The following is a 12,375-nucleotide window of genomic DNA, read 5'->3' as shown; positions in this document are numbered from 1 at the left end:
CGTTACGACTGCAATGCAACCTCCCTGGCTGACAGGAGTCCGTCTGCTCCGACCGGTGCCGACAGGTCACCGTAGAGCTGGGGACGCCGTTGCCTCAGCAGCGGGAATGCGTCTCGGACTGAATCGACCATGCTCAGATCCACTCGCGTAGTCACCACAGTTTCGGTATCGGATGCCGTAGCGATGACCGTCCCCCAGGGGTCGACGACCATCGAACGCCCAACGAACCCAATTCCGCTACTCGGGTCGATACCCACCTGGCCGGACCCGATGACGAAGACCTGGTTCTCCACGGCGCGAGTTCGAAGCATGAACTCCCAATGGTCCACGCGCGGCGCCAAGAAGGCCGAGCAATTGACGATGATCCGTGCACCTCTCAATGCCAGAATTCGGTAGGGCTCGGGGAACCGCAGGTCCGAGCAGATCGTGATCCCGACTGGCCCGAGCACCGTGTCGAATACAGGTAGTTCGTTGCCTGCGGTGACCTTCGACGATTCGATGATCGGCGCCTTGAGGTCAGCGCGACCTGGTGCATCGAAGAGGTGGCTTTTGTCGTAGGTCCCGACAATCTGTCCTGACGGATCTATCAGCGGTGCCGTATTTCGTACTTCGCCGTCTTCTGTCCGCCAGTAGATCGAACCCACGATGTACAAGCCATGCTCGGCAGCCTTTTTCGCCAACCGGACCATCGTTGGACTCGTGCTGTCCTGCACCAGCTTCTGGTAGGCGTCCGCACTGGAGTACCCCAATCCCATCCATACTTCGGGTAACACAACCAGCTGTGCACCCTCCGCGGCCGCGCGGTCGATCAGCGTCAAACACTTGTCGACCGTCCCGTCCAGATCGAAATCCGACGACGTGAACTGCACGATCGACACTACAATAGAATTCATCTCATTCATCCTTCGTCAACTTGTTTTGTTCTACCCAGGAGTGAAGTGTCACAGGGCCACTCGTGACACACCCTCACTCGAAATCGGCTTGCCTGTGCATGGACCGCTTGAAGGTTTCGGGCATCACGAGCGTGACAGTGAAAACGAGGGCTGCCACCACAGCGGTATAGATCGCCGGTGCCAAGAGACTTCCCGTTGTGTCGACGAGCCAAGTGGCTACGAGCGGAGCAGTTCCACCGAAGAGCACGTATGCGCAGTTGTAACCAATTGCCGAACCGGAGAACCGCACCTTCGTCGGGAACATCTCGAGGAACTGAGCGCCCACCGGACCGAAGAAGACACTGAGGCACATGGCAAGCAGGCTTTGTCCCGCGATGGCCCCGAGGAGCGTGCCAACCCCGGCCAGCATGTATGCCGGGACAGCCGCGACCGCGGACAGCAGGGCGCCTACTGCGAGCACACGCTTTCGTCCCAGTCGATCGGACCAGCCGGCGGTGAGCGGGGTCATCACAAACGCGATGAGAATCGCGATCGAATTGGATATCAACGCCTGATTGCTTGTGAGGCCGACACTAACTTTGAGGTACGAAACGAAATATCCGGTGAGACTGTAGAAACCAAGCCCCGACAGGGATGCGACCGCGAAGGTGTAAAACAGCGGCCGCCGGTAGTCGCGAAGCACAGCGAGGGCCGGGGAACTCTCGATTGCCTTACTCTCCTTTACTGCCTCGAACGACGGGGATTCCGCAACCCGGCTCCTGACCCAGAGTCCGACAAATGAGATGACACCACCGAGTAGGAAGGGGATTCGCCAACCCCAGGAGGCATACGCGTCGTCGCTCATGAGGTTCGTCAGAAGAAGGATCAACAGCGCGGCAACGATTGGCGGGACATTGGCGAACGTGTAGGTGAGACCCACGTAGAAGCCGCGCCGCGAGTTCGGTGCGTGTTCGGCCACGAGCGAGTTCGAGCCCATCGCCTCCGCGCCCGCCGACAGTCCCTGCAAAAGCCGACATGTCACCAGAAGAATCGTGGCGGCGACTCCGATCTGGGCGTGTGTGGGAAGCAATCCCATCACGAGTGTCGCTCCACCCATGATCGCGATGACCACCGACAGCACACCTTGCCTTCCCGCGCGGTCACCGAGGTGCCCAAACACGACTCCACCAAGAGGTCGCATGAGGAAGCCGACCGCGTAGACCGCGAAGGTCGACAGCAATCCTGCGACGGGACTTGTGCTGGGGAAGAACAGTTCCGCGATGATCGTTGCCGAGTACGCATAGACCACGAAGTCGTACCACTCGACGAACTGTCCCATTGCCGCGGACGAGACCACCCGACGTAGCCCGCTGTGGTTCCGCTGTACCGCCGAGCCGGGAGGTGCAGATATTTCGGTCATGCCGTGACTCCTCCGTCAAAACGTTTTGACGAACCGTATGGCGGTGAGTCGGGGTTGTCAATAGTCCAGTCTGCGGAAGATCGGGTGCCGAGCCATCAGCGATAATGGAATGGTGACCCTTTCCGGAAGACCCACAATCCACGATGTCGCCGAACGCGCAGGCGTGTCGATCAGCACTGTTTCCCATGTCTTCAGTGGTCGACGCACAATCTCAGCACCTACCGCCGAAAGGGTCCGACAGGCGGCCTTAGCCATTGGCTACGAAGCCAATCCTGCTGCCCGGTCGCTACGCACAGGCAGCCACGGCATACTGGGGTTAATCCTCCGACCGCGTGATGCCATCAGCGGATCCTTGGCTGGTTCGGAGACTTTCACCCGGTACTCCGGCGCGGTTGCCGCTGCAACCCTTGCAACAGGTCGAGGACTCATCCACGTACCTGATCTATTGGACGCAGATTCGGCCCGCGTCCCGATGGACGGATGCATCGTAATGGGGCCATACGCCCGTGACCCCATCTACGCCGAATTGGAACGTCGCTCGATTCCGGCGGTATCCGCCGATGTAGACCCATCGGACGCCCGAAACCCATGGTCGATTCGAATCGACTGGCCCGGTGCAGTCCGGAGCATCCTCGAGGCGTTGCACACGACCGGCGCACGGCGAATCGTCTACATCGGCGGAACGGAGAACAACGCCTGGAATCAGTTCTCTCGGGAAGCCTATGAAGGCTGGTGCAAACGTCGCGGACTTGAATTCCAAAGCAAGCAACTTTACGAAGGCGAGGGTATTGCCGGCGCACGTGCAGTGGCAGGCGAGCTACTCGATCTCGGACCATCGCGACGACCTGATGCTTTCGTCGTTGGTGCGACACGATTCGCGGTAGGCGTAGCGGAGGCCGCGAGCGTACATAGCATGTCGATACCCGACGATGTACAGATCGCCTCGCTGACTGATAGCGACCTCGCGCGACTCCATGAACCACCGTTGACTGGTCTCGACCTACTGACCGAAGATCTGGGAGTCGCGTCAGTCAAACTCCTCCTGCACCGCATTGACGGTTCCGCTCCGCCTCGCCGCCAGAAAACGATCAAGCCAGTTCCCCGGTTCCGAGCATCGACAAGAGTCGATTCCTGACACGAGTCACTTGATCGTCCGGAGCTGTATGCAGTATAACGTATTTCAAACTGCACATGGACCGGGTGCCAATGACGGCGAGATTGACCACCCAGGCTGACGCGGGAGTCTACGAGGTCGAAGGGCTCGAATAGACCAACTCGCGGATGACTTGGTGGCCGGCACAGACTCTCGGCACCCGGATGGCGTACCGAGATGGTCGACCGCTTCGCGGTCTGGCAGGACGTCACAGCGACCGACGCCGCCGCCTGAAAGTGGACGTCCCGGCGACGTACCGTAGGTGTCATTCCCCCCCAAATAGACTGTACTGCTAGATTGTTCAACTAATGTGACAGTGCCGGTGGAGCAGGTTCAGGCCGGGTTCAGGCTGGGTTCAGGCTGGGATGCACCTCGAACAGGTCGCCGAGACGTTGGGGCTGCACCGCAAGAACTTCTTCGGGTGGGTCGCGAAGTTCCGCGCCGGGGGCTGGGAGGCGCTCGAAGCGAAATCGGTGTCCGGCCGACCTCCCACCTTGACCGGCGGTCAGCTGGCGAGGCTGTATTCGATCATCGTCGGCACCGGTCCGCGTCAACTCGAGTTCGAGTTCGCCCTGTGGACGCGGAACATGATTCGCGAGGTGATAGGCCGCGAGTTCGGGGTCACGATGTCCGAGGTCACCGTCGGCCGTTGGCTCAAAACGATGGGATTGTCCCCGCAGAAACCTCTCTACCGGGCGTATCAGGCCGACCCTGAGGCCGTCGCAGTGGAAGAGCGCGACGTTCCCGAAGATTCAGAAGCAGGCGAATGGCGAAAGCGGCGATCTACTCCACCGACGAGGCATCCGTGCGCAGCGACTACCACGCCGGCACCACCTGGGCGCCGGTCGGGCACACCCCGGTCGTTTCGGTGACAGGGCCGGTTCTCGGTGAACATGATCTCCGCGATCAGTGCCAAAGGTGCTCTGCGGTTCTCGATCATCGACGGCACCCCTCACCGCAGCGAAGTTATCAGAGTGCATTGATGGTTTTCCGGAGCTCACCCGAGTGCATCTTTGACCGCAAGATGTAGTGGTCGCGGTTGCGAAGCATCTTCGACTCCATGGCAGTGAACTTTCTTGGCGACTTCGCGATCGGTGCCCGCTGTGACAGCACCCGCACCCCGGCCCCCAGGTAGTACGCGAGCGCGACCGGGGAGGTCGCGTGGGGTGTCCGAGGTCGGCGAGGGTCTGCTCGGCGTCCGGGGCGGTTCGCCGTCCAACCCTGTGGCTCGCGCTTGGCGTCGGCTCACCCGGGTGGGGTCATGCGAGGGCGAGAACTCGGGAACGTGCCTCCAGGTAGCGGGCGAGGAGGTCGGGCATCTCGGCGTCCGGGTGCGCGGCTTCGGGAGGTTCTTCGCGCTGATGATCGTCTGATCGACCGCGGCGACTTGCCGGCGGCACTCGCCGAGTGCCGCCGGTGTGACGGTGTCGGCGTCGAGCCGGTCGGTGAGGTACCGAATCGACTGATCCAGGCCCAGACCCGGGTTGCGGGTGCCGTTTCCGGCCCTGCGGGTTTCGACTATCTGCCACCACGCGTCCAGCTCGGCCAGCACCGCGGGATCGGCGACCGCGATCCGCAACGCCCGATCGAGCGACTGCGGATCAGTGAGATCAACCTCATCCACACCTGCTGCGCGGGTGAGGATCTGGCCGAGCTGGTGGTTGGCGAGATCGTCGCCGCGGCTCCACCAGTACGACACCATCACGTGCACCTTGCTCGCCGCGGCCAGCTCCCCCATCAGACCCTGTTCCCTTCAACGCAAGACGAAAAATGTTCAAGATCATCCTCACAGCCCGGCAACCCCTTCGGAACTCCGGAGCGGGGACGCGGGGCGGTGGGTCAGGCTGTGCGGCGGGCGGTGTGGGCCACAGCGCACATCGGGCACCACGTGCGCTCGCCGACGATTCATCCGTTCGTTTCGGCGAAGGCCACCGCCTCGGGCCGGCTGGCGACGGCAGCGGCGAAGGTGCGCTCACACAGATCGCACCGCACCGTCCAGCCACGCTGCCCGTGGATCGCACCAACATATGAACAGTCATGTCACCCCCGCGACTTCGTCACTGTGCCCACAGCATGGCACAACCCGTCCGACAGTGGTGGCCCACGCAGGCCAGGGCCCCGGCCGTCACATCCGAATCATCACCCAGATGACGAACAGGTCGTAGATGCCGTGCGTCATGATCGCCGGCCACAACGACCGAGTTATCCAGGAGCAGAACCAGATAGCCACACAGCGTCGTAAGGACATTCACGGTGCGGTATTCGACGTGGCTCGAGGAGAACCTCGCTAGGCCGAAATCGGCCCCGAGTCCATGGCCTCGACACCGAGCAGCGCGCCAGCTTCGCGATCCGGTCACCGCCCTGCACCGCTGAGAATCATCCCGAAATTGGGGCGTGTCATCTGAGCAGCTCAGGGCGCATTCTTGGCCATTTCAGGACTCGACCGGGACGAGACGTTCAAGTTTGCAGTGGAATGGGTAGGTCCCCGGCGCGCTGAGAACCGACTCGATCAGAGCTTCGTCGCCGTCAATGCTCACAATCGTGGACACCGAGGTGCCCTCGGCATGAACCTTGACTTTGTCGCCGACCTTCAGACCCGCGCGGGTTCCCGGATTCTCGGTGATAAGACATGACTAAACCGTCCGGTTTCGGTGTGCAAGCTGCCGATATCTGCCGGGTTCGCTTCGATCTTGCTCCGACTGCCACATCGGGGCGCGCCAAACGCTGTGCCGATAGCCGATCGTCCAGCGGAATCGAACAGCTCGGCCTGACATCCCTTTCCTGCCGCTCGGGACTGCCGCCCCGAAATTTAGTAGTACCGGATGGTTTACCTAACCGTTTGGTACTGCTAGATTCGGTGTTCGCGCCGTCCCGATGACGGCGCCTCTCAGGATCGAGGTAGGCGCGATGTGGCATTACCGGATATTCGAATGTCGGCACACCCGACCTGGCGGACGCGGCTATAAGGACCGATCGACCGCCCAGCCCCCACGTGCACGGATAGCGCACCCACTACCCCCTCACACACTGGTTGAACGCTGATCTCCACAGACTCGCAGCGATTCGCATCCGCGAAAGACTACTCATGACTACCTCCGTGAACTATCAGGGCAATATCGCCGTACTTGACCTCGGCGACGGCGAGAACCGCTTCTCTTTATCCGGGAACACTGCAGTCGAACGCCACCTCGACGAAATCCAGGCGGGCTCCTCCCCGGCGTTGGTGACGACAGCCGGAGGAAAGTTCTATACCAATGGCCTGGACCTTGAATGGCTTGTAACACAATATGTTCGAATGGCGCGGTACGTCGGGGGCGTTCAGTCCCTGCTCCTTAGAATTCTGACTTTCCCACTACCGACAGTGGCAGCTGTCAACGGCCACGCGTTCGGTGCCGGCGCGATGTTCGCCGTTGCCCATGACTCCCGGCTCATGCGATCCGACCGGGGCTATCTCTGCTTCCCGGAGGTGGATTTCAGGCTTCCGTTCTCGCCTGGAATGGCGGCTCTCATCCGATCGAAACTGGACCACCGGACCGCGATCACTGCCATGACGAGTGGGCATCGCTACGGCGGCACCGAGGCTCGTGCGCACGGATTGGTCGACCGCACCGCCCCGGCCGACGGTGTCCTCGATACCGCGCTCGAGGTTGCCACCCCTCTGTTGGGGAAGGATCCCGACACCCTGGGGACGATCAAGGCAACCGTCTTCGCCGCGGCGGTCACTGCCCTCGGCTAATTGCAGGGGTGACCGGACCGCGGCACCCGGCAGCGTCGACCGCTTTCGGTGTCCGCTTTGGTCGCCTGATCACAACCGTCTCTCACCTCGCCGAAATGGAAGGTACATCCGTGAGTTTCACCAGCCCACACCCCGACGTCGTCATCCCCGAATCGAGTCTGTACGACGTCCTTTTCGGCACCTTGTCCGAGGAAGAATTGCAACGGACCGCTTTCCGCGACCGGAGCTCAGGTACAACCGTCGAGTATCGCGACCTGGTTGCACGCGTTGATGCGGTAGCCGGCGCACTCACCGCCCAAGGCCTGACTGTCGGCGATGTGGTCGGGCTGCACGCCCCGAACTCACCGGAGTTCGCGGTCGCGTTTCACGGCATCCTGCGCGCAGGAGGGACTGCGACCCCCATCAATGCGCTCTACACCGCAGAGGACATCACCAAACAGCTGACCGACTCCTCGGCGTCGTTCCTTTTCACCACGTCGGCGCTCCTTCCTCAGGCGTGGTCCGCGGCGCGCGCTGCCGGAATCGGCGCAGACCGAGTCCTGGTTCTCGATGGAACAGGCGACGAACACCCGTCACTACAACAAATGCTGGCACAACAGATTCCGGCACCCAGGGTTGATTTCGACCCGGCAACGCATCTCGCAGTGTTGCCATACTCGTCCGGGACCACGGGCCGTCCGAAGGGCGTCCGGCTCACCCACCGCAACCTGGTCGCCAACCTCTGCCAAATTCAGCCATGGCTCGGAATCACTCCGCAGGAACGTGTCCTGGCCGTCCTTCCGTTCTTCCACATCTACGGATTGACCGGGGTGCTGAACGCAACACTGCATCAGCGAGCCACGCTCGTCACGATGCCTAAATTCGATCTGGTCGAGTTCCTCCGTACCGTTTCGGAAGAAGAATGCAGCTACATCTACATCGCGCCGCCCGTCGCTGTGGCCATGGCCAAGAACCCCGTCGTCGATGACTACGATCTATCGAGCGTCCGAGTGATGCTGTCGGGCGCGGCCCCACTCGACGACAACCTGGCTCGAGTGATCGAGAAGCGGCTGGGCTGCAAGGTCCTGCAGGGATTCGGAATGAGCGAAATGAGTCCTACTAGCCACCTCATTCCTCTCGAGAGAGACGACATCCCCCGCAACTCAGTCGGGTTGACCATTCCCAACATGGAGTGCAAGCTGATCGATCCGGCCACCGGCGAGGAGATCGCGTATCCGGCCGAGGGGGTGTCGAAGCCTGGTGAGCTGTGGTGCAAGGGCCCGAACATCATGGCCGGATATCTCGGCAACGACGAAGCAACCGCCGAAACCATCGATGCGGACGGCTACCTACACACCGGCGACATCGCGACCGTCGATTCGAAGGGCGTGGTGACGATCGTGGACCGGATGAAGGAACTGATCAAGTACAAGGGTTATCAGGTGCCACCCGCCGAACTCGAGGCGCTGCTGCTCACCCACCCGCAGATCGCCGACGCCGCCGTCATCGGAGTGTCGAACGGCGAGGGTGAAGAGGTGCCGAAGGCGTTCGTCGTCAAGCAGCGGGGCGCCGAACTGGACGAGGCCGCGGTCATCGCGTTCGTCGCCGAGCGGGTGTCCCCACACAAGAAGGTCCGCAAGGTGCAGTTCATCGACATCGTGCCCAAGTCCGCGGCGGGCAAGATTCTTCGCAAAGACCTCCGGGCTTCGGAAGCCGGCTCACTTGTGCAGTGACAATCACTTTCCGTGCAGTGACAATCACTTTCCCGAACTGACTTTCCGGCAAGGAGTACCCATGAGCCTGCCCCCCATTCTTCAAGACCGGCTTCGCCTGCCCGTGGTCGCGTCGCCGATGTTCATCGTCTCGGGTCCCGAGTTGGTGATCGCCCAATGCACGTCGGGCATCGTCGGATCGTTCCCCTCCCTCAACGCCCGCCCGCAGCCCGTCCTGCGGGAATGGCTCACCCGCATCACCGAAGACCTCGCCAAGCACGACGCCAACAACCCCGAGACCCCGTCCGCTCCGTACGCGGTGAACCTGATCGTCCACAAGAGCAACGACCGTCTCGACGAGGACCTCGCGACCATCGTCGAGTTCGAGGTCCCGATCGTCATCACGTCCCTTGGCGCCCGCGCCGACGTCAACGACGCCGTCCATTCCTACGGCGGCATCGTCCTCCACGACGTCATCAACGACACGTTCGCGAAGAAGGCGGTGGAGAAGGGTGCCGACGGCCTGATCGCCGTCGCCGCGGGTGCGGGCGGACACGCGGGCACCCTGTCGCCGTTCGCGTTGCTGCAGGAAATCCGCGAATGGTTCGACGGACCGGTCCTGCTGTCGGGCTCGATCGCCCACGGACGTTCGGTCCTCGCCGCGCAGGCCGCAGGCGCCGACCTCGCCTACATCGGCTCCGCGTTCATCGCCACCGAAGAGGCCAACGCAGACCAGGGCTACAAGCAGATGATCGTCGACTCCTCCGCGTCCGACATCGTGTACTCCAACCTGTTCACCGGCGTGCACGGCAACTACCTCCGCGGCAGCATCGAGGCCGCCGGACTCGACCCGAACAACCTCGCCGTGTCGGACCCGACCGCCATGAACTTCGGTGTCGGCGAGGACGCGGACAAGAGCACGAAGTCGGAAGCCAAGCCCTGGCGCGACATCTGGGGCGCCGGGCAGGGCATCGGCACCGTCGACGCCGTCGTCCCGGCAGCGGAGATCGTGAAGCGCCTCACCCGCGAGTACGCGGCCGCGAAAGATCAACTGCTACAGCAGGACTAGGGTCTTCCAGTCGAGATCGACTCCAGCTCGGCCATGCCGGGCCGGAGTCGATCTCGCCCATCGGAATCGGAGACAGAACCGATACGGCGCAGGGTCGTTACCCTTTGCCGAACCAGGGGAAACGACGTGCGTGTCGGTTCTCGGTCACCGGACTCTTGGACGGGCCACCAGATCGACAGTGGACTGGAAGGCCCGATCGACCCGGTCGCGGTCCCTGGTCATGATGAGATCCAGCTGCAGACCACGCACTTGCGCCAAGACGAGCGTCGACATTGTCGAGGCTTCGTCGGGCGGCCACCCTTCTTGTCCCAACCGCTCTTCGACGGGCAGGAGCCAGTCGTTGATGATCGACTGCACGAGCCGCCCCCCACGGTCGGGTTCCCGCGCCGTGCGCCCGACAAGCTCAAACAGCAATACGAACTGGCGTTGCTCCCGCGGCTCACACAACCGGCGCCACACCATGTGAACGAAAGCCGCTGTCGAGTCCGCGGCGCGCAGCTCGGCATCGGTTCTCAGTCGTTCCTGGAAATCGGCATGAATCTTCTCCAGCACCTGCAGCAGCAACTCGTCCTTCGACGAGAAGTGCCGCAGCAAAGTCGCATGCGTCACACCGAGCGCATGTGCGATCGGACGCAAGGACACATCCCCGAAGCCGTGATCGAGAACATACTCCGTTGCCGCCGCCAGCAACTCCGGGCGCCGGTGCTGGTAGCGGAGGGTACGACCGTCCACACGCTCTGCGTTCATCACCGAATCCTAAACCCCCCGGAAAATCAAAAATTATGGGTACCAAATGGTTGTGCTAACCACTTGGTACTGCTAAATTTTAGTGTACAGCAGATGAACGATTCGTCCGACGCCGCGTTCGGCCGGAACACCTCCGCGGCGCTCGGCATCTGCGCTCCCATGTGACAGGTGGTTGCTCTCGACGGTGCGAGCACCCACCCCGAACCGCCCATGTGGGAACTACTTTCCGCCAACAGTGTCGACTGTGTGGTCCCGCTTCCGCGGGAACAGATCCGGGCAAGCGACCCCTGCCGTCCCGGCAACCCCTACCTAAGGACGACCATGACCGACCAACTAATCGCCAAGCTCGCTGGGCTGGGTTTGTTCACCGGGGCACCCCAGCACGACAACTTCTGTCGACTGGCGAGTGTTCTCCCCGCTAGCGAATTGACACCATCATCGACACCGTACGAATGGCCGGAGGGTGACACGATTGCACTGCCGGAAACGTATGAGTTCGCGGGCACGTCTAAGTCGTTCGAAGACTTTTTCGCCGAGACCGACACTGCGGCGCTGCTGGTACTTGTCGAGGGAGTCGTCCGCCACGAGCGATACGCACTCACCGGTGGACCTGATGTTCCGTGGATCTCCATGTCAGTCGCGAAGAGTTTCATCTCGACACTGGTCGGTATTGCCGTCGCCGAGGGCCACATCAAGAACATCGACGACCCCATCAGCGCCTACGTACCCGTTGACCCCGGCTCTGCGTACGACGGCGTCCCGATCAAAGCGGTCCTACAGATGTCGTCCGGTGCGCGCTGGAACGAGGATTACCACGACCCTGAGTCGGACGTGTTTCGCCTCAACGCTGCAATGGGCGGCATAGGCACCCTCGACGAGTTCGTAGCCGGCGTCGTCCGCGAGAACGAGCCAGGCACGATCTGCCGCTACAACTCCGGCGACACTCAGGTACTGGGTTCCCTGCTGGTGCGGGCGACGAACCGCTCGATCACCGATTACATGCAGGAAAAGCTGTACGAACCGCTCGGCATGACCTCACCTGGGCACTGGTTGGTCGACTCGGCCGGCATGGAGGTCGCTTTCGCGGGCCTGAACATGACTGCCCGGGACTTCGCAAAGCTCGGCGAGCTGTACCGCAACGGCGGCACGTGGCAAGGCAAGCAGATTGTCCCGCAAGAGTGGGTTCGCAATTCCGTGGTCCTGAGCGGCACGCATCTGCAGCCCGGACAGCCGATCGTCGGCACCCACCGATTTGACCTCGGCTACGGCTACCAGTGGTGGATTCCCGCCGGCAACCGTGGCGAGTTCAGCGCCATCGGCGTGTACAACCAGTTCGTGTATGTCGACCCGTCGACGAATGCCGTCATCGTCAAGCTGTCCGCCAACCGTGCCTACGGAACTACCGACAGCGAATCCACCAATCGCGAGAGTGAGACAGTCGCCTTCCTCCAATCCATCACAAGTCGCCTACGGGACTGACGATCAGGCCCGCTTTGACGTCGTCGATCCGGCGACTGAGGAGGTCATGGCAACCGTCCCTCGCCGCGAGGCCAGCGTTGTTGCGGTGAACGGCGAGGGAAACAACCGACAATGGCCTCAACGCGTTGCCTCCCCGACCCCGGCCCGACGTCGACGCCAATCAGTCGACAAACCATCGAGCCGGGCCCACGACCGCTGCGGCGCAGAA

The 12,375-nt window shown here is 62.1% G+C and carries 9 protein-coding genes and 2 pseudogenes; 7 read left to right on the top strand and 4 right to left on the bottom strand.

Features of this window, described 5'->3' with window-relative positions; translation table 11 throughout:
* Window positions 1-2: 2 nt before the first annotated feature.
* Both L1080_RS30860 and L1080_RS30855 read right to left on the bottom strand, forming a co-directional pair.
* Window positions 3-893, bottom strand: coding sequence for a carbon-nitrogen hydrolase family protein (locus L1080_RS30860; protein WP_250769808.1), 891 nt, complete (start codon window positions 891-893; stop codon window positions 3-5).
* A gap of 73 nt (window positions 894-966) precedes the next feature.
* A complete protein-coding gene (locus L1080_RS30855) occupies window positions 967-2,292 on the bottom strand; it encodes an MFS transporter (RefSeq protein ID WP_250769816.1) in 1,326 nt (441 codons plus the stop codon).
* 112 nt (window positions 2,293-2,404) lie between these two features.
* Between L1080_RS30855 and L1080_RS30850 the strand changes: the two genes are divergently transcribed.
* From L1080_RS30850 to L1080_RS30840, 3 genes and pseudogenes are all read left to right on the top strand, one after another.
* Window positions 2,405-3,427 (top strand): LacI family DNA-binding transcriptional regulator, encoded by a 1,023-nt coding sequence (locus L1080_RS30850; protein WP_250769818.1) that lies wholly within the window; start codon window positions 2,405-2,407, stop codon window positions 3,425-3,427.
* A 159-nt stretch (window positions 3,428-3,586) separates the two neighbouring features.
* Window positions 3,587-3,679, top strand: a pseudogene (locus L1080_RS30845) (IS6 family transposase); the annotation flags it as partial.
* A 128-nt stretch (window positions 3,680-3,807) separates the two neighbouring features.
* Window positions 3,808-4,317, top strand: a pseudogene (locus tag L1080_RS30840) (helix-turn-helix domain-containing protein); the annotation flags it as partial.
* Between the two features lie 125 nt (window positions 4,318-4,442).
* On the opposite strand, the gene L1080_RS30835 reads toward L1080_RS30840, so the two are convergent.
* Window positions 4,443-5,183: a hypothetical protein gene (locus L1080_RS30835; RefSeq protein WP_250769824.1), complete on the bottom strand. Its 741-nt coding sequence runs from the start codon at window positions 5,181-5,183 to the stop codon at window positions 4,443-4,445.
* Between the two features lie 1,347 nt (window positions 5,184-6,530).
* Here L1080_RS30835 and L1080_RS30830 point away from each other — a divergent pair.
* The 3 genes from L1080_RS30830 (at window position 6,531) to L1080_RS30820 (ending at window position 9,941) form a co-directional block, all read left to right on the top strand.
* Window positions 6,531-7,181, top strand: coding sequence for an enoyl-CoA hydratase-related protein (locus L1080_RS30830; RefSeq protein ID WP_250769827.1), 651 nt, complete (start codon window positions 6,531-6,533; stop codon window positions 7,179-7,181).
* A 110-nt stretch (window positions 7,182-7,291) separates the two neighbouring features.
* Window positions 7,292-8,893, top strand: a complete 1,602-nt coding sequence (locus L1080_RS30825) for an AMP-binding protein (RefSeq protein WP_250769831.1) — start codon at window positions 7,292-7,294, stop codon at window positions 8,891-8,893.
* A 61-nt stretch (window positions 8,894-8,954) separates the two neighbouring features.
* The gene (locus L1080_RS30820; RefSeq protein WP_250769834.1) at window positions 8,955-9,941 is read left to right on the top strand and encodes an NAD(P)H-dependent flavin oxidoreductase; all 987 of its coding nucleotides are present in this window, start codon (window positions 8,955-8,957) and stop codon (window positions 9,939-9,941) included.
* 144 nt (window positions 9,942-10,085) lie between these two features.
* On the opposite strand, the gene L1080_RS30815 is transcribed toward L1080_RS30820, so the two are convergent.
* The gene (locus L1080_RS30815; protein WP_250769837.1) at window positions 10,086-10,688 is read right to left on the bottom strand and encodes a TetR/AcrR family transcriptional regulator; all 603 of its coding nucleotides are present in this window, start codon (window positions 10,686-10,688) and stop codon (window positions 10,086-10,088) included.
* Between the two features lie 321 nt (window positions 10,689-11,009).
* On the opposite strand from L1080_RS30815, the gene L1080_RS30810 reads away from it, so the two are divergent.
* Window positions 11,010-12,167 (top strand): serine hydrolase domain-containing protein, encoded by a 1,158-nt coding sequence (locus L1080_RS30810; protein WP_250769840.1) that lies wholly within the window; start codon window positions 11,010-11,012, stop codon window positions 12,165-12,167.
* The last annotated feature ends 208 nt before the right edge of the window (window positions 12,168-12,375 follow it).

This window comes from Rhodococcus sp. MSC1_016, assembly GCF_023667485.2.
Lineage (GTDB): Bacteria > Actinomycetota > Actinomycetes > Mycobacteriales > Mycobacteriaceae > Rhodococcus_F > Rhodococcus_F oxybenzonivorans.
The sequence above is the reverse complement of the archived record's forward strand: the minus strand, read 5'-3'. Positions and strand labels throughout refer to the sequence as shown.